Below are 17,659 nucleotides of genomic sequence, written 5' to 3' on the forward strand. Positions count from 1 at the left end.
CCCCTTGCCGCTGTCGATCCCCGCCCATATCCGGCTCATCGTGCTCCTGACGTGCGTGTTCGTTCAGTTCGTACCACGGACGACTTCGCCGGCATTGCTCTACTCAGCGACTTGTTCGCACTTCCTAATCGGCGGCCGAGTCGTCGTGGGGCACCGGGCGGCGAAGCGACGTAAGCCACAAAGCGGCAGCAGCCTGATAGCCACACCCGATACCCCTGGGCGTCCCCACCCTACGAATGGGAGGACCAACCCGTCCAAAAAGGTAGAGCAGCCGGAGTCGGCGGCCACCTCGACGGTGAGCGTCACCGTCCTGGTGGCGCCCGGCGCGATCGGGACGGCGTAGCCGACATTGAGGCTGGTGGTGCCGGTCCCCGTGCACGTCACCCCCTCCGACACGCAGGAGGCGAACGCGTACTTCAGGTCCTCGCGCCGGCTCGTCGGCCAGGTCGGCTGCACCGACTGGTAGACGAACCGGACGTCCGACTCCTGGTTGTTCGTGAACGTCATCGTCAGCTCGACGGTGGAACCCGGGGTCACGGACTGCCGGTCGGCGGTGAAGGCCAGGTCCGCCGCGGCGGGCTCCGCCGCACCGGCCGGCCCGCTCATGCCCAGGACGACGGCGAGGGCGAGCACCGCGGTCGGGATCACTCTTCTGAGGTGTGTGATGCGCATGGCGGGTGAGGCTAGGTCACGCCCGGCGCGGCCGTCTGCCCCTCCCGCGCGGCGCGCGTCCGACCCGGCCAGAACGCCACCCGCGCCGCGGGGGACCGCCGGGGCCCGACGCGGCGACCCGACCGATGACGTCCGGCCCCGGTGGGGGCCGTCCGGGCGCCGGGCGGCCGGTGTTGACCGTACGAGAACAAGCGGTTGCCCGGTGTGGCGAAGGAATGGCGCATTCCGCCACGACGCACCCCCGCGGCGGCCTACTCGCGGAAGGCCGGGACGCGGGGCCCGGTCGCATCGGAGCCGTACCAGTCCAGGCACAGCACGGTGGCGTCGTCCGGCATGCGGTCCCGGCAGGCCGTGCGCACCGAGCCCACCAGAGCGGTGACCGTCTCGCGCGGGTGCAGGCGCCGGGTGTCGCGGATGAGGGCGGGCAGGTCCACCCCGGCCGCCGCGCGGTCCTGCATGCCGTCGGTCAGCATGATCAGCCGGTCACCGGGCCGCAGGTCCAGCTCCTGCACCCGGTACGGTCTCGGGGAGGGCACCCCGAAGGGCAGATTGGCCGCCAGCGCGAGCTCCTCCACCCGTCCGTCCCGCAGGCGGAACGGACGGGGATGGCCGGCGTTCACCAACCGGACGGTGCCGTCGTCGAGGCCGACGCGGAGCAACTGCCCGGTGGCGATGCCGCAGTCGTGGTCCACCAGCGCCTGGTGCGCCCGGCGGGCCTGCTCCGCGACGTCGCAGCCGGCGCGCCGGGCCCCCCTCAGCGCCCCGACCAGAAGGGTGGCGAGCAGGGCCGACCTGGTGTCGTGGCCCATGGCGTCGGTGATGGCCAGGTGCAGCGTCTCGCGGTCCAGCGCGTAGTCGTAGGTGTCCCCGCCGATGTCGTCGGCCGGCACCAGTCCGCCGGCCACGGAGAACTGCGCCGCCTCGCAACACGACGCGGACGGCAGCAGGTTGTGCTGGATCTCCGCGGCCAGGCTGGTGGGCGTCGTCCGGCGCCCGCAGTGGTAAAGGTCGGTGAACCGCCGGTCGGTGACGATGATGTACGCCAGCGCCCGCGCCGCCTCGCGCACCTGCCGCAGCACGGTCTCGTCCGTGTCGGGCAGCGTCATCTCCAACACGCCGATGCAGTCACCCCTGTTGGTCACGGGAGCGATGACCCGCCGGGCGCCCTCGTCGCCGGGCTCCACGTGCAGGCGCTGGGTCAGCAGGACCTTCTCGTACACGCTGCCCCGCAGACCGATGGTGGTGACGCCCTCCTCCTCGGCCTCCACACCGTCGGCGATGGCCAGCCGCACCAGCGTCTCCCCGATCAGGTCCGCGAACAGGAAGGAGACGCACACCGCGTGGAAGCGCTTCTGCAGGTGACGGGCGACCACGTCGACGGAGTCCACCGGCGAGGCGCTCGCCGCCTCGGCCAGCACGTCCCCGAGTCTCAGAGTTTCACCGTCCACAGCAGCCTCCTTCGCTGCCGCTACTTCTTCCCTGCGGTGTCCCGTTCTCACCTGCGAGCCGACGGCCGCGACGGGCACTCGGCCATGGGGCCGAGGGGCGTCACCACCCCGTACGCCGCGGGCCGGGGCCGCCGCGGCCGGCACCCGCCCCACGGCCGGACGTGCTTCCCTCAGGCCTCCGGCAGGCGTACGCACTCGATCAGATAGTCACCGGTCCCGGGGTCGACCGTGACCCCGTGGGCCTCGCTGTGGAAGCCGGGGAAGGCCCGGTCGAACGCCTCCAGCGCGCCCAGGTAACGCAGCAGCGGCCCCTCCGGCGCCCCGGTGGACTCCCCGGGCATCAGGACCGGGATGCCCGGCGGGGTGACCGTGACCATCGCGGCGGCGACCCGCCCGGACGCCTCGCTCAGCCGCAGCCGTTCCGTACCGCCCCGGATCAGCTGCTGGTAGCAGCGCTGGGGCGGCGCGACCGGCTCGGGCAGCTGCTGGAAGGCGGTGTCCAGCGCGGTGATCAGCTGGGCGCCGGTGAGGTGTTCGTGCATGTCCTGGCACAGGGCGCGCAGCGTGGTGCCGGCGTACCGGCGGGGATGCTGCTCGACCAGACCGGGCAGCACCCGGTCCAGCGGGGCGTCCGTGTCGTAGAGGGCCTTGAAGTCCATCAGGGCGTCCATCAGGGTGCCCCACTTGCCCTTGGTGATGCCCATGGAGAACAGCACGAGCGTGGTGTAGCTGTCCGTCTTCTCCACGACGATGCCCCGGGTGGCCAGGTACGCCGTCAGGACGCGTGCCGGGATGCCCCACGGCGAGGTCTCACCGGTCGCGGTCACGCCGGGACAGGTCAGCGTCACCTTGATCGGGTCGAGCATGCAGTAGCCGTCGTCGAGGTCGCGGAAGCCGTGCCACGGCGCACCGGGCTCCAGGTGCCAGCAGCGCGGTTCGTCGCGCAGCAGCGCCGCTGGGGCGTCGGCGAAGGGGACGCGCTCGCCGGTGGCCGGATCGGTCACCGTCTCGGGCTGCCAGACTCCGAAGAACCACCCGGGCCGGTCCCCGGCGCCGGCGATGCGCCGCGCCGTGCGCACGACCGCCTGCCGGAAGCGGATGGCCTCGGTCACCGCCTCGTCGACCAGCCACTGTCCCTGCGGGCCGTCCATCATGGCGGTCGCCACGTCGAGCGAGGCGATCGCCGGGTAGAGGGGGGAGGTCGTGCCGTGCATCATGAACGTCTCGTTGAACCGCTCGTGCGCGACGGGGGCCCGGGGCGACGACTTGACGTGCACCATCGCCGTCTGCGAGAGCGCGGCCAGCAGCTTGTGGGTGGACTGGGTGGAGAAGACGGTGGGCCGCTCGGGCCCGGAGAAGGTGTCCGGGCCGACGGCCATCCCGTAGCGCCCCGCGTACAGGGGGTGGAAGCGGGCGTACGCGAACCACGCCTCGTCGAAGTGCAGGCGGGGCGTGCTCGGGGCGAGGGCGCGGGCGGTGGCGACGGTGTCGTAACACAGCCCGTCGTACGTCGAGTTGGTCAGCACCGCGTACTGCGCCTCGCGGGAGACCGCCCCGGCGGCCAGGGGGTTGGCGTCGATCCGGGCGGCGACCGCCCCGGCGTCGGTCTCCGTCGGCGGCAGCGGACCGGCCAGGCCGTAGCCGTTGCGGGTGGGCACCAGGTACACCGGACGCGCCCCGGAGATCACCAGGCCGTGCAGGACGGACTTGTGGCAGTTGCGGTCCACCAGGGCGATCTCGTCGGCGGTGACGCTGTAGTGTCCCACCATCCGGTCGGCGGTGGAGTCGCCGTGCAGGACGAAATAGGTGCGGTCGGCGCCGAAGACACGGGCCGCGTTGCGTTCGGCCTCGCCGATCGGACCGTTGTGTTCGAAGAGCGAACCCAGTTCCCCCACCGAGATCGACAGGTCGCTGCGGAACAGCCGCTCGCCGAAGTAGTCGAAGAAGGCCCGCCCCGTGGCCGACTTCAGGAACGCGACGCCACCCGAGTGCGCGGGAGTGTGCCACGAGTACTGGTGCGCGTCGTCGAAGCGGCGCAGCGCCTTGAAGAACGGCGGCAGGATGTCCTCGTGGTAGGCGCGGGCCGCGGTGACGACCCGGCCGGCGATGAAGCCGGCGGTGTCCTCCAGGGGCCAGATGTACCCGACCACCGCCTCGGACACCCACAGCGGCAGCCGCTCCAGGTCCTGGTCGGAATCGTCCGCCATCAGCAGGAAGACCGGCAGGTTCTTGAACCGCCGCCCGATCCGGTGCAGGACCTCCGCCCCGCCGCCCTCCTGCCCGGCGGAGCCGTCACCGGACGGCAGGTCCCAGGCGACGACGGCCGCCGCGAGTCCCGACTCGGTACGGAGGGTCGCACAGGCCTCCCGCGCGCTCGCGGCCCACCGGAGGTCCAGCCCCCGGTTCTCCAGCTCCTTGCCGATGCGGCGGAGCTGCTCGGTGCCCACACCACCCCCCAGGGGGTTCTCCCGCAGTGCCAGCAGCACTGTGTCGTTCGCCATGTTCCGTCCGCCTTCCGCGCCGGAGGCCCAGCGGCCCCGCGGGACAGTCTCGTGGCCAGGGACACGGGAACGCGGATCTTCGCCGGGAGCTTCACCCGTTGGAGGCATCACACCCCGGCCCGGCCGCCCGGGGATCGGCCGGGCCTTCAGCCCCCGGAGCCGGCCGCGGGCGGGAAGCGGACCACCAGCAGGGCCCGGTCGTCGGGCATGTCCGAGTCGGGCTGCTGGTGCAGCAGCACGTCGCACGTGCCACGGGCGTCCAGGCCGACGGTCCCGGCGGCCGTCCCGGCGAGGCGCTCAAGCCCGACGTCGAGACTCTCGCCCCGGCGTTCGATGAGGCCGTCGGTGTAGAAGACGAGCGTGGAGCCGGCCGGGACGGTCATCTCCTCCAGCGGGTAGCGGGTGAACGGCACCGGGCCGAGCGGGGGAGCGAGCGCCGCATCGAGGTACTCGGTGGTGCCGTCGCCGCGCACCAGCAGGGGCGGCGGGTGACCCGCCCGGGTGTAGCGCAGGGTCCGGGTGCTCCGGTGGAAGGTGGCGTAGCAGGCGGTGGCCATCAGCCCTTCGTGGTACGTCCCGAGAAAGTCGTTGAGCTCCGCCATCACCGTCGGCAGGTGGTCGCTGTGCCGACGGGAGATGCTGCGGAGCACGGTGTTGATCTGCGCCATGGCGGTGGCCTGGGCGACGCCGTGGCCGGCGACGTCACCGATGGTGAAGCCGACGGTGTCCTCGTCCAGCGGATGGACGTCGTACCAGTCGCCGCCCACGTCCACCATGTGCGTGCCGGGGGCGTAGCCGCCGACGATGTCCAGGCCGGACACCTCCGGCAGGCGCGGCAGCAGGCTCCGCTGGAGCCGTACGGCCAGGCCGTGCTCGTGCTCGAACAGACCGGCGCGGCGCACGGCCTGGGCGATCTGCTGGGCGATGGCGGTGGTGTGGTCCGGGTCCGGCTCGGTACCGGGCGCGTAGCGCACCACCAGGCTGCCCAGGACGACGCCCTCCGCCTCCAGCGGCACACGGCGGGCGGTCTCCGGCAGCGGGTCGGCGGGGGAGGCGCCGTGCGACTGGTCCAGATCGGTCCAGGACGCGGTGGTGACGGGGAGCGTGTCGGTGGGGGAGAGCGACGGCACGATGCGGCGCGGGTGCAGTTCCAGGGTCACGCCCACCGCGTCGAGGGCCTGCGGCGCGCACCTGTGCACCGCCTCGCACACGTCGGTGAGGTCGGCGCTCGCCGCGAGCGCCGCCGTCAGCCGGTACAGGCGCTGCATCCTGGCGCGGGCCTCGGTCTCGGCACGCAGCAGCTTGTCCCGCTGCTCGGCGATCGCCCGGCGGTAGGCCATCTGCTGGTGCATGAGGCTGACCCGCTGGCTGAGCGCCACGAAGCGGTCGCTCACGTCCAGACGGCTCAGGTGGAGCTGGACGGCCGGTTCGGGCCCCCGCCACCACGAGGCCCGTGCACCGTGGCACCGCAGGCGCACCGGCCGGCCCTCCCCGTCACGTACGGTCATCACGCCGGGGAGCGGCGATCCGCTGCGCAGCCACTGCTTCAGCCGCCCCGCCACCTCGTCGGCGTCGACCACCAGGTCGAGCAGGTCCGCACCCGGGACGAGGGTGTCCACCGTACGGCGCGTCGCCGGGTTGATGGCCAGGAGCCGGCCGGACGCGGTGCACACCACGACCGCGTGGGGCAGGAGCTTCGCCATGGCGCGGAACGCCGCCAGGTCCATCTCAGTCCCCGGCCGGGTTCGCCGGGGCACTGCCGGTACCGGTGTCGGCGGTGTCGCCCGGGGTGTGCTCGTCCCCGAAGTACTCGCGGCCCGGTTCGTCCTCCACGTCGAGGTCGGGGGTGAGGTGCACCACGACCCGGCAGCCGGAGCTGCCGCGGGCGATGGTCTCCTCCAGCTCGACGCGGGCGTAGCCGAGGTTCTGGGCGGCGATGGTGCCGAAGACGTTCGACGTCATCATGCACATCGAGTCGCGGCCCAGGACCTTCTCGGCGAACGGGCAGCTCCGGCTGCCCAGGACGATCCTCTCGTCGTCCTGGGAGATCAGGTAGAAGTCGCCGTTGATGCGCTGCTTCAGGTCGACCAGGACGTCCGCGACCTGCTCCCGGGTGAGGCGCGGCAGCCCGAGGGCCGCCGTGTACGACTCGTTGAGCTGAGAGCCCACCGACTGGCCGACCAGGCTGATGTAGCCGGACGCCTCCTCCAGTCCGACCACGGACTCCAGGGAGGTCGCCAGTTCCCGGATGAGGCCACGCATGAACACGTCGCGGTCCAGGCCCACGGCCGCTTCTCTCGCCGGCTTCACGGCCGCTCCCTTCCACGTGGTGGAGCACCGTGCGGTCTGCCGGCGCCTGCGGCGAAGCGCGACGCCCCACCGGTCCTCCCCGAGGATACGGCTCTCCATACCGGCTGCTGAACCCTTGATTCAGCAGCCCTCGCACGGGGAAGGGTCGAGCGTTACGGCCACCGTCCGGCCGCGCGTCAGCCGCGTGCGCCGAACACCTGGGTCCACCACGGTCCGCCGGACCCCTCGTGGGCCCCGACACCGATCTCCTTGAACGAGCAGTTGAGGATGTTGGCGCGGTGGCCCGGGCTGTTCATCCAGGAATCCATCACCGCGGCGGCGCTCCGCTGACCCCGGGCTATGTTCTCGCCGTACGTCGACCACTGGTACCCGGCGGCGGTGATCCGGTCGCCCGGGCCCTTGCCGTCGGGGCTGGTGTGGTCGAAGTAGTCCCGGGCGGCCATGTCCTCGGAGTGACGCAGCGCCGCAGTGTCCAGCGTGCCGTTCCGGCTCACCGGACCGCACCCGTTGCGCGCCCGTTCGTCGTTGACCAGCGCGGTCACCTGCTGGGCGAACGAGCCGGAGGGCGCCTCGGGCCGCTCGGGACTGGGGGCGGAACGTTCCTGCGTGGGGGACGGCTCGGGCGGCGGCTTCGGCTTCGTGCGGCTGGGCGCCGGCGCGGGGGACGCCTTCTTCGTCGCCGGCGCCGACGCCGAGGGCGTGGGGCTCGCGGAAGCGGACGGTGAGGCGGAGGCGGACGGGGTCGCCGTCGGCCGGGCGTGGGTGGCGGAGGGTGCGAGCGGTGCGCGGGAGGGTTCGGCGGCGGTGTCGGTACGCACCGTCCCGCCGCCCTCGTCCGGCTTCAGCAGCTGGAGGGTGGCCACCCCGCCGCCGGCCACCAGCAGCGCCGCCGCGACGGCCGCCCCCCGGCGGTGCCTGCGGCGCCGGGCGTGCCGGTCCCGCCGCCGGCCACCCGCCGCGCGCCCACCGGGTGCGGACCCGGCCGCCCCGGACCGCCCCGCCGCGTGCCCACCCGCCGTCGACCCGTCCGTCGCCGGCCCGTCCGTGCTCGCGGCTCCGGCGAGGACGAACGCGTCCCCGGCGGCGGGCGCCGCCCCGGCACCCGCGCCGAGGAGCGCGGCTCCCACCGGCACCAGACCCAGGCCCACCAGGAGTCCCTCGGCCGGAACCAGCCCGGCACCGTGACCCGAGCAGACCGTGCACTCGCGCGCGTGCCGGGCGATCCGCTTGCGCCACAACGCCGACGGCAGTCCGTCCCAGCCGGCCAGCACATCGTCCAGCAGCACACAGCGGGGGACCGCCGACAGCGCCCGGACGACGATCCGCGCGGTCTCCAGCTGCGCCTTCACCCGCTGCACGCGCACGGCGGTGTGCTGGGGCGTGAGCTGGAGGGCCTCGGCCACCTCCGCCCGGCTGAGTTCGCCGGCGGCCTCCAGCCACCACAGGGACAACAGGTCCCGGTCGCCGTCGTCCAGCCACCGGGTGGCCTCGGCGACCTCGCGCCGCTGCCCGGAGAGGCTCAGCCGCAGGATCGTGAGGTCCACGAAGTCGGCCCCCGGATCGGCCAGGTCGGCCCCTTCGGACGGGGCGCCCGCGAGCGCCGGGTCGAACCGGTGGTCGCGTATCCGGTTCATGGTGATCGCCACGAGCCACGACCGGAACCGCTGCGGGTCCCGCAGCGAACCGAGGCCGGCGAGGGCCCGGATCATCGTCTCCTGGACGACGTCGTCCACGTCCGCGTGCCCGCTCAGGGCGCGCCCGGCGATGTTGTAGACCAGCGGCAGGTAGGCGGAGACGAGCTCGTCCTGCGCCCGCTGGTCACCGGCCCGCGCCGCCTCGACCAGCCGTACCTCGTCTGTCTGGCTCACCTGTCGGCTCCTTTCTCCCCCGGGCGGCGATCCGCCCGACACCTGGGAGACCGGCCGGCGGGCCGGCGATAACGAAAACATCGAACATCGAACCTCGAACAACGAGAACATCGAAGAACGGGGAGAACTCCGGCACCCGGTGCCCCGCCGGCCCCGCCGCGGGCCGCCCCCTTGTTTCCCGCACTCCTCCCGGGGCAACGGGGGGAGGGGAGGTGCCGAGGTGAGCGTACGCGGCAAGGCAGAGAGCAAGAACGGCAGAACGGTGGTCGAGGTCGCGGGCCGGTGGGGATTCGCCGCGCGGGGTGTGATCTTCCTGCTGGTGGGTTTCCTCGCCCTGCGGATCGCCTTCGGTGGCAAGGGCGAGCAGGCGGACAAGGGCGGAGCCCTCACAGAGGTCGCCGCGCGGCCGATGGGCTCGGTGCTGCTGTGGCTGCTGGGCATCGGGCTCGTGGGAATGGCGCTGTGGCAGCTCACCGAGGCCCTGTGGGGGGACAAGACGACGAAGCGGCTGCTGTCGGCCGGCCGGACCGTCTTCTACGCCTTCATGGCCTGGTCGGTGCTGGTCTTCGCCGCCGGTGACCACAGTGGCGGCGGCGGGGAGAGCGACCGGCAGTCGCACGACATGACGGCACGGGCGTTGGAACTGCCCGCCGGGCAGTGGCTGGTGGCGGCGGCAGGCGTCGCCATAGCGGTCACGGGCGTCGTCGGTGCCGTGCAGGCGGTCCGCCGCAGCTACCGCAAGCATCTGCGGCTGGGCGAGATGCGCCCCCGGGTCCGCACCGCCGTGGACGTGGCGGGCGTGGCCGGGGGAGTGGCCCGTGGGCTGGTCTTCATGGTCGCGGGCGGGTTCGCGCTGCGTGCGGCGATCACCTACCGGCCGAGTGAGGCGAAGGGCCTCGACGACACGATTCGCTCCTTCGCCGACACCCCGGCCGGTCCGTGGCTGCTCGTCGTGGTTGCGCTGGGGCTCGCCCTGTACGGGCTGTTCTCCTTCGCCATGGCGGTGTGGCGCCGGGTGTGAGCCCGGGGCCGGAACGCCGCCGGCCGTCGCGCGTCCCACCCCTGGAGGGACGCGCGACGGCCTGGCTGCGGGCCGGTGGTATCCGGGTCGTGTCCGCGGAGTCCCCGCCCGGCCCGCGGCGTATCGCGCGCGGACGCCGCTCCTGTCCGGACACTTCCTAGAAGGTCAGGTTCCAGGCGTTGATCCGGCCGGTGTCCTGGGTCGCGATGTCACGGACCCGGAGCTTCCAGGTCCCGTTGGCGAGCTCGGCGGAGGCGTCGACCGTATAGGTCTTGCCGACGTTGTCCGTACCGTCGTTGTCGGCGAAGTCCTCCAGCGGGTACACCGTGCCGTCGGGTGCGACCAGGGAGACCACCAGGTCACCGCGGTAGGTGTGCACGATGTCGACGCCCACCTTCAGCGTCGCCGGCGCGTTGCCGGTGACGCCCGAGACGGTGAGGGCGCTCTCGACGGTCGCGTTGTCCGCGATCGCGACATCCGTGGTGTTCTCGAAGTACGAGCCCGGGGGAGGCGTCGTGGCGCCGACGGCCTTGAGGGCGTCGGTCTGGCCCTCACCGAAGAAGCCGTTGTTGGTGCTGGTACCCGTGCAGCGGCTGTCCGATGGGCAGGCCACGTCCACGGCCTGGACGCCGAGCCGGGAGCGGAGGTCGGCCGGGGTGGCGGCCGGGTCGGCGCTCGCCAGCAGCGCGGCGACACCGGCGACGTGCGGCGACGCCATCGACGTGCCGTTCATGTTGCCGTACTTGCCGCCCGGCAGGGTGGAGTAGACACCGGACGTGCCGTCACCGCCCGGCGCGGCGATGTCGATGACGCCGTTGCCGTAGTTGGAGTACGACGCCTTGACGTTGCCCTTGCCCATCGCGGCGACGGTCACCACGCCGGGCAGCTCGGTCGGGATGTCCAGGCACGCGTTGGTGATGGTGCGCCGGACGGGCGTGGAGTCGTTGGGGCTCTCGGTGTCGACCGTCTTGTTCGCGAGGTCGAGGTTGGAGTTGCCGGCCGCGGCTATCTGGAGCGAGCCCCGCTTCTCGGCGTACTCCTGGGCCCGCCGGACGCCCTCGATGATGGCGGCCTGGTCGGCGTTGTCCGGGCAGTTGAACTGCCAGGGGTCCGTGTAGTAGCTGTTGTTGGTGACCTTGAAGCCGTGGTCACCGGCCCACATGAACCCGCAGACGGTGTTCTCCGCGAAGAACAGGCTGGTGCCCGGTTCGGCGATGCGGACCGAGGAGATCTTGACCCCGGGCGCCACGCCGACGACACCCTTGCCGTTCTTGGCGGCGGCGATCGTGCCCGCGACGTGCGTGCCGTGCGTGCCGACGTCGCGCCACGCGCCGGCGCGGGTGTCCGCCTTGCCGTAGGCACAGGAGACGGAGTCCGCCGCGTTGAAGTTCGGGGCGATGTCCTGGTGCTTGTCGTCCACGCCGGTGTCGAGGACGCCGACCTTGACCGCCGCCGAGCCGGTGTTCACGGCCCATGCCTGGTCGGCCTTGATCTGGGTCATGTCCCAGCGCGTCAGGCTCTCCGCCGGTGTGGTCGTCGACTGGGCCGGGTTCGCCGGGAGCGCCGGGTTGTACGCGTCGGCCGGGACGTCCGAGGTCCGCGTCGCCCCCACCTGCTGGACGCCGGGGACCCCCCGCATGGCGGTGGCGAAGCCCGCCGAGGCGGAGTGGGCGACGATCACACCGATGGCGTCGTAGGACGCGAACACCGAGCCGCCGTTGTTCGCCACGGCGGTCCGTACGGCGGAGGTGTCACCGGGTGTGGTGATCACCAGGTGGGCGCGGGTGCCGGCGGTCCACGCGGCGGCGGACGCGGGGGCGGCGGCGGGCGCTGCGACCGGGGCGGCGGCGGGGACCGCGGCCGGGGTCCGCGGCGCCGGGCCGACGGCGGTGGCCGGGGCTCCGAGGGCGAGCGTGGTACCGATGACGGCCGCGGCGACCGTGATCGACTTCGCCGGGAGCCGGCTGGCTATGTGACGTATCAAGGCGTCCTCCGAGTCCCGGCACGCTGGTCGGGGCGCCGGGCCGAATGAGTAGGGGGTGAACGCAAGATGTCAGACGCCCGAAACGCTGAGAAGGAGGGGAAACCCTTGCTGCCCCCGCCACCGGGTACGAGGGTTCGCGCGACGAGCCGCAAGGGTCCGGATCACCCCGGTTCGCCCCGCTCGCGGGCCGGTCTCCCCATCGTCGGCGGGACGGCATCGCCCGGCGCCCGCGCGGGTCCCACTACGCGTCCCGCCCGGCGGCGCATGCCCGGTTCGGGGTGCGGGAGTCGACGCGCGGGGTGCGGAGTCGGGGCGACCGGCGGCGTCCGCGCGGGTCCGGCCGCCGGGGAACCGCCGCCACGCCGGGCGCGCGCACCGTACAGTGCCCGGTGGGCGCGGCACGAGCATCGGGAGAGCATGTGACTGCGGTGAGCCTTGAGCACAGGACCGTGCCCGCCGACACCGGCGAGGTGACCCTGCTGATCGCCCGGCAGGTCGAGCCGGGGCACGAGGCCGCGTTCGAGCGGTGGGCGCGGGGCATACTCGCCAGCGCGGCGCGGTTCCCCGGGCACCTGGGCCACGGCCTGTTCCGGCCGTCCGCCGAGGGCGCGCCCTGGTTCCTGGTCCACCGCTTCCAGGACGCGGCGGCGTGCCGCGAGTGGCAGGAGTCCCCGGAGCGGGCGGCCTGGTTCGCCCGCTGCGAGGGTCACCACCACACCGAGGTGGCTCGGCGGGAGCTCACCGGCATGGAGACCTGGTTCGCCAAGCCGGGCGCGGTGACGCCCGCGCCCCCGCGGTGGAAGATGGCGATCAGCGCCACCCTCGCCATCTACCCGATCTCCCTGCTCGGCAGCTATTTCCTGGTCCCGCACCTGGCGGGGCTGCATCCGGTCGTCGGCAGTGCGGTGATCGCCTGCGTGTTCAACGTCCTCATGACGTACGCGGCGATGCCGGCCGTGAGCCGTCTGCTGCGCGGGTGGCTCCGCCGGTAGGGCGGCGCTCCTGGCGTTGCGGCGGGGCGTCCATCCGCGAGGATGGGCGAGCACAGAAAGGGGTAAACCGTGGCATCTCGCCTTAACCCGTACATCAGCTTCGACGGTGACGCGCGCCAGGCTCTCGAGTTCTACCAGCAGGTCTTCGGCGGCGAACTCAGTCTCAACACCTACGGCGACTTCGGTACCGACGACCACGGCCAGGCCGGGAAGATCATGCACGGCATGCTGGAGACGGACCGTGGCTTCACTCTGATGGGGGCCGACCAGCCGCCCGGCTCCGAACACCGGCCCGGCGGCAACATCGCCGTCAGCCTGAGCGGTGACAGCGGGGACGCGGAGACGCTGCGCGGCTACTGGGAGAAGCTGTCCGGCGGCGGCACCGTGTCCGTACCCCTGGAGACCCAGGTGTGGGGGGACGAGTTCGGGATGTGCGCGGACCGGTTCGGCATCGCGTGGATGGTGAACATCGGACAGTCGCAGGGCTGAGCGGCCCCGGGCCGCACGGGCGCCACCCGTGCGGCCCGCCGGCCCACGGGTACCGCACGGCCGGGCCCATGGGTGCCGCCCGGTCGGCGGTGTGCTCCGGCGCGCACCGGGTACGAGCGCGACATGAAGCAGTCGGTCGAGGACGTTCACACCATGGTCCGGGAGGACACCACGGTCCGCGAGGACATCGACACCGCGCGGGACGAGGCGGCCCTCGGCCTGTCGGAGGCGCGCCACGGCGTCGTGGCGCTGGCGGCCGGCGGGGCGTGCGGGCTGCTGGCCCTGTTGTCGGCGCACTCGACCCTGGTGCGCGGGCTGGAACGGGTGTGGACGCCCGAGAAGGTCACGGGCGCGCTCACCGTCGTCTACGCGTCGGGCGCTTCCGTCCTCGTCCACTACGGCTCGAAGCGGATGCGGGTGGCCCGCGCGGCGTCCCGGGAGGCGCTGCACTCCTCCGTGGACGTGGTGCGGCAGGTGGTGGACGAGCTGAAGGACGCCTGACCCGCCCGGCCCCTCCGAGCCGGGACGGCGCGGCGGTGACCGCCGCCCCTCCGCCCCCGCTCCACCGCACCGGCCCGGCCGTGTCGGCACGGCGTGTCGCGCTCCGGCGGCGAGGATCGGCGGATGGGCGTCCTCCTCCCCACCCTCTTCGCGCTGTGCGCGGCGACCGCCAACGCGCTCGCCACCGTCCTCCAGCGCCGTGCCGCGCTGACCGTTCCCCAGGCGCGGGGCTTCCGCCCGGGCCTGCTGATCGACCTGCTGCGCCGGCCCCTCTGGCTGGCGGGCATCCTGGCCGTGATCGTCGCGGGCGTGGGCCAGGCCGCCGCCCTGGCGACCGGGCCACTCGCCCTCGTACAGCCGCTGTTCGTCCTGGAACTGCCGCTGGCCCTGCTGTTCGGCTCCCTGGCGGACCGCCGTCGCCTGCCTCCGCGCCTGTGGCGGGCGGTGGCCGCCGTGGTCACCGGGCTGGTCGTCGCCCTGCTCGCGGCCGCGCCGGAGGGCAACCGCACCCGGGTGCCGCTGGACCGGTGGGTGCCCACCCTGGCGGTGTGCGCCCTGGTCGTCGTGGCGCTGACGGCCACCGCGCTGCGCAGGCCCCCGGGGGCGGTACGCGCCGGATGCCTCGGCGCGGCCACCGCGGTCTGCTACGCCCTGACGGCCTGCCTGATGAAGACGTCCATGCACATCCTGGACGACGAGGGCGTCACCGGCTTCCTCACCACGTGGCACACCTACGCGTTCGCGGTGAGCGGTGTGTGCGCGCTGCTCCTGCTGGAACACGCCCTGCAGGGCGGGCCGCTCGTGGCGTCGCAGCCGGCACTCACCCTCGGGGACGCGGCCGTGAGCCTCACTCTGGGCGTGGTGCTCTACGAGGAGCACCTGCGCGGTCACTGGTGGCTGCTGCCGGAGCTGTTCGGCGTCGGCCTCGTGGTCGTCGGGGTGCTCGCGCTGGCACGTGCCGAGACGGCCGCCCCCTGAAGAAGGGGCGAGGGCCGCCCGCGTCCAGCTCCGCCGGCAGGGCCCGGACCCCGGTGTGCGCCCGGCCCACGTCGACGTCGTCGCGGACCGCCTCCAGGCCGAGGGCGGTCATGTGCGGTGTTCCGGGACGTCGACGTACGACCGGTGGGCGAAGTGGGGACACGTTCCGTCGCCGGGGTCGCGTCCGGCACGGAGTGTGGCGCGTCGTCGAAGGCCGACAGTTCACTGAGGACGGGCAGCCCGGCGAGAAGCAGCCGGCGCCGGGGCCCGCCCCCCTCCGGCGGCTCGTACGCGACCGACAGCACCGACGAGCCCTTCTCCGCCGACCGGTGCGGCCACGCGTACGTGAAGACCTGCCATGCCCCGACCTCCCCCGGATCGGCCCGTACGAGCCATTCGTCGTGAAGCCCGGGCGGTCTCACTGACAATCGTCTCGACACGGTCCCCGGGAGGCGTGAAGCGGTGCGTGCCGACGCGTCAGCCCCGTCGCCCGGGGTACGCGCGGGGCATGACACGACAACGACCCGACACCGACCACGACATGACCCGGAGGCACCGGTGAACCCCCTCGTGACCGCTTCGCAGGACGCCTCGACCGCGCCCACATGGCTTCATGTGACGGTGATGGCCGTGGCGGTGCTGATTCTCGTCTACAGCCTGGCCAGGCACAGCAACTGACCCCCGCCGCCGTCACGGGGCGTGCGGAGCGAGCCTTCCCTCCTCCTGGCGCAGCGCCTCCCGGGCCGCGCCCAGCGCCGCCTCCCGGTCGTGCGGCACCACGCCGATCCGGGTGCGCCGGTCGAGCAGGTCGCCCTCGTCGAGGGCGCCCTCGTGGCGTACCGCCCAGACGAGTTCGGCCATCGTGACGGGGTGGCCCGGTACGACGGGGGCCGCCAGCGCCGGGTCCGCGAGCCCCAGGGCGTGCACGGCCGGGGCCTCGGTGCCGTAGCGGCGGACCAGCCGGAGGGGGGCGTCCAGGGCGGCGAGCCCGCCCGGGGAAGCGGCCCCCACCAGTGGCAGGCGGGCCGTGCGGCAGGGCCCCGCCGCGAGACCGCGCGCCGAGACGGCCGCGTCCAGCGCGTCCTGCGCCATGCGCCGGTACGTCGTGAGCTTGCCGCCCACCACGGTCACGACGCCCTCCCGGGACGTCAGCACCGCGTGCTTGCGGGAGATGTCGGCCGTGCGGGACGAGCCCGGGGCGGCGGCCGGCGTGTCCAGCAGCGGCCGCAGTCCGGCGAAGGCCCCGATCACGTCGTCACGGCCCAGCGACACGTCCAGGGCCGAGCCGAGCACGTCGAGCAGGAACCCGATGTCCGTCTCCGGCACCTCGGGCACGTCCGGGACGTCGCCGTCCACGGGTTCGTCCGTCAGTCCCACGTACACCCGGCCGTCGCCCTGCGGCAGCACCAGGACGAAGCGGTTCGCCTCGCCGGGGATGGGGATGTGCAGGCCCGAGGTGAGCGAACCGAGGTCCTCGGAGCGCAGCACCAGGTGGGTGCCGCGGGAGGGCCGCAGCCGTATGTCCTCGATCAGCCCGCCGGCCCAGACACCGGTGGCGTTGACGACCGCGCGGGCCCTGATCCGGGTCTCCTCGCCGGTGAGTTCGTCCCGCACCCGCGCGCCGCCGCCGTCCAGGGCCAGCGCGCGCGTGCGGGTCAGGATCCGCGCGCCGTGCGCCGCGGCGGTACGGGCGAGGGCCGTCACCAGCCGGGCGTCGTCGCTCAGCCGGCCGTCCCAGGAGAGCAGCCCCCCGCGCAGCCCGGCGGACCGCAGCACGGGTGCCATGTGCCGGGTCTCCACGGGCGACAGGGAGCGGGGCGCCGGCAGGGTGGCGCGCGAGGTGCCGGCCGAGGCGCGCAGCAGGTCGCCGGCGCGCAGCCCGGCCCGGGTCAGCGCCGCCTGCGACCGGGACACCAAAGGCGTGAGCGGCAGGACGAACGGCTGGGCTCCGACCAGGTGCGGCGCGGTCCGCTCCATCAGGACGCCCCGCTCCACGGCGCTCTCGTGGGCGACGTCCAACTGCCCCGACGCCAGGTAACGCAGGCCGCCGTGGATGAGCTTGGAGCTCCACCGCGAGGTGCCGAAGGCCAGGTCGTGGGCATCGATCGCCGCGACGGTCAGGCCCCGGGAGGCGGCGTCGAGGGCGACGCCCGCGCCGGTGGCCCCGAGGCCGACGACCAGGACGTCCACCTGGGTGCCCTCGGCGAGTCCGGCCAGTTCGCGGCGCCGGCGTTCCGCGGTCAGCGACGCGTCCCGGGGGCGGCCGTGAGGCGTGGTGCTCGGGTGGCTCATGGGACGAGGGTCCTTTCCAGGAGGGTCCGCAGCTCGCCGAGGAAGGCCGCCTCGTCGAGCCGGGGGTCCGAGTCGTCGGTCATGGTGCGCAGCGAGAGCGTGAAGGACTGGACGATCAGCAGTACGGACCGGGCCTGGAGGTCGGGGTGCGCGGATCGGACGGAACCGTCGGCGTGCCCCTCCTCCAGCGCCCCGGTGATGAGCCCCAGCAACGCGTCCTGACTGGCCCCGCGCCGGTCCAGCACGTAGGGCAGCAGCAGTTCGGGGTCCACGTCGAGGATCTTGTGGAAGAGCGGGTGCGCCCGGAACGCCTCGACGCCGGCCACCAGCCCGTCGACGAGCCGTTGCCGGGCCGGGGCGCCGGGCTCGCGCTCCGGCATGGCCGACACGGCCAGGGCGACCCACTCGCGGGTCATCACGTCCCCGACCAGGGTCCGCACGTCCGGCCACCGGCGGTAGAGCGTCATGCGGGACACCCCGGCGCGGCGGGCCACGTCGGTCAGCGTCGTACGGCGTACTCCGACGGCGAGGACGCAGTCGCGCGCCGCGTCGAGGACGGTGTCCCCGTCCGAATGGTTGTGACGAATGGGCGTCATCTGTCAC

14 protein-coding genes are annotated in these 17,659 nt (G+C 73.5%); 5 read left to right on the forward strand and 9 right to left on the reverse strand.

The window, feature by feature from the left end; all coding sequences use genetic code 11:
• Positions 1 to 99: 99 nt before the first annotated feature.
• The 6 genes from AC07DW_RS05960 to AC07DW_RS05985 all read right to left on the reverse strand — a co-directional run bounded on the left by AC07DW_RS05960 (position 100) and on the right by AC07DW_RS05985 (position 8,799).
• The gene (locus AC07DW_RS05960) at positions 100 to 672 is read right to left on the reverse strand and encodes a hypothetical protein (RefSeq protein WP_478856391.1); all 573 of its coding nucleotides are present in this window, start codon (positions 670 to 672) and stop codon (positions 100 to 102) included.
• Between the two features lie 251 nt (positions 673 to 923).
• Positions 924 to 2,120: a PP2C family protein-serine/threonine phosphatase gene (locus AC07DW_RS05965; RefSeq protein ID WP_478856392.1), complete on the reverse strand. Its 1,197-nt coding sequence runs from the start codon at positions 2,118 to 2,120 to the stop codon at positions 924 to 926.
• 170 nt (positions 2,121 to 2,290) lie between these two features.
• On the reverse strand, positions 2,291 to 4,621 hold the full coding sequence (locus AC07DW_RS05970) for an Orn/Lys/Arg family decarboxylase (RefSeq protein ID WP_478856393.1): 2,331 nt from the start codon (positions 4,619 to 4,621) through the stop codon (positions 2,291 to 2,293).
• A gap of 146 nt (positions 4,622 to 4,767) precedes the next feature.
• Positions 4,768 to 6,348: a SpoIIE family protein phosphatase gene (locus AC07DW_RS05975; RefSeq protein WP_478856394.1), complete on the reverse strand. Its 1,581-nt coding sequence runs from the start codon at positions 6,346 to 6,348 to the stop codon at positions 4,768 to 4,770.
• Position 6,349: 1 nt separating this feature from the next.
• Positions 6,350 to 6,931: a methanogen output domain 1-containing protein gene (locus AC07DW_RS05980; protein WP_478856395.1), complete on the reverse strand. Its 582-nt coding sequence runs from the start codon at positions 6,929 to 6,931 to the stop codon at positions 6,350 to 6,352.
• 176 nt (positions 6,932 to 7,107) lie between these two features.
• Positions 7,108 to 8,799, reverse strand: coding sequence for a sigma-70 family RNA polymerase sigma factor (locus AC07DW_RS05985; protein ID WP_478856396.1), 1,692 nt, complete (start codon positions 8,797 to 8,799; stop codon positions 7,108 to 7,110).
• A gap of 220 nt (positions 8,800 to 9,019) precedes the next feature.
• Between AC07DW_RS05985 and AC07DW_RS05990 the strand changes: the two genes are divergently transcribed.
• Positions 9,020 to 9,820 carry a DUF1206 domain-containing protein gene (locus tag AC07DW_RS05990; RefSeq protein ID WP_478856397.1) on the forward strand — a complete coding sequence of 267 codons (801 nt, stop codon included), beginning with the start codon at positions 9,020 to 9,022 and terminating at the stop codon, positions 9,818 to 9,820.
• Positions 9,821 to 9,977: 157 nt separating this feature from the next.
• On the opposite strand, the gene AC07DW_RS05995 is transcribed toward AC07DW_RS05990, so the two are convergent.
• The gene (locus tag AC07DW_RS05995; protein WP_478856398.1) at positions 9,978 to 11,804 is read right to left on the reverse strand and encodes a S8 family peptidase; all 1,827 of its coding nucleotides are present in this window, start codon (positions 11,802 to 11,804) and stop codon (positions 9,978 to 9,980) included.
• 428 nt (positions 11,805 to 12,232) lie between these two features.
• Here AC07DW_RS05995 and AC07DW_RS06000 point away from each other — a divergent pair, with 428 nt between their 5' ends.
• From AC07DW_RS06000 to AC07DW_RS06015, 4 genes are all read left to right on the forward strand, one after another.
• The gene (locus tag AC07DW_RS06000; RefSeq protein WP_478856399.1) at positions 12,233 to 12,796 is read left to right on the forward strand and encodes an antibiotic biosynthesis monooxygenase; all 564 of its coding nucleotides are present in this window, start codon (positions 12,233 to 12,235) and stop codon (positions 12,794 to 12,796) included.
• 69 nt (positions 12,797 to 12,865) lie between these two features.
• Positions 12,866 to 13,285 carry a VOC family protein gene (locus AC07DW_RS06005; RefSeq protein ID WP_478856400.1) on the forward strand — a complete coding sequence of 140 codons (420 nt, stop codon included), beginning with the start codon at positions 12,866 to 12,868 and terminating at the stop codon, positions 13,283 to 13,285.
• Positions 13,286 to 13,408: 123 nt separating this feature from the next.
• On the forward strand, positions 13,409 to 13,786 hold the full coding sequence (locus AC07DW_RS06010) for a phage holin family protein (RefSeq protein ID WP_478856401.1): 378 nt from the start codon (positions 13,409 to 13,411) through the stop codon (positions 13,784 to 13,786).
• Between the two features lie 123 nt (positions 13,787 to 13,909).
• Entirely contained in the window at positions 13,910 to 14,764 is an 855-nt protein-coding gene (locus AC07DW_RS06015; RefSeq protein ID WP_478856402.1) for a DMT family transporter, read from the forward strand.
• A gap of 690 nt (positions 14,765 to 15,454) precedes the next feature.
• Here the strand turns inward: AC07DW_RS06015 and AC07DW_RS06020 are convergent.
• Positions 15,455 to 17,056, reverse strand: coding sequence for a glycerol-3-phosphate dehydrogenase/oxidase (locus tag AC07DW_RS06020; protein WP_478856403.1), 1,602 nt, complete (start codon positions 17,054 to 17,056; stop codon positions 15,455 to 15,457).
• Positions 17,053 to 17,652, reverse strand: a complete 600-nt coding sequence (locus tag AC07DW_RS06025; protein WP_478856404.1) for a TetR/AcrR family transcriptional regulator — start codon at positions 17,650 to 17,652, stop codon at positions 17,053 to 17,055. Before AC07DW_RS06025 ends, AC07DW_RS06020 begins: the two co-directional genes overlap by 4 nt.
• Between the last annotated feature and the right edge of the window lie 7 nt (positions 17,653 to 17,659).

The sequence above is a fragment of the Streptomyces sp. NPDC045701 genome (genome assembly GCF_056432045.1).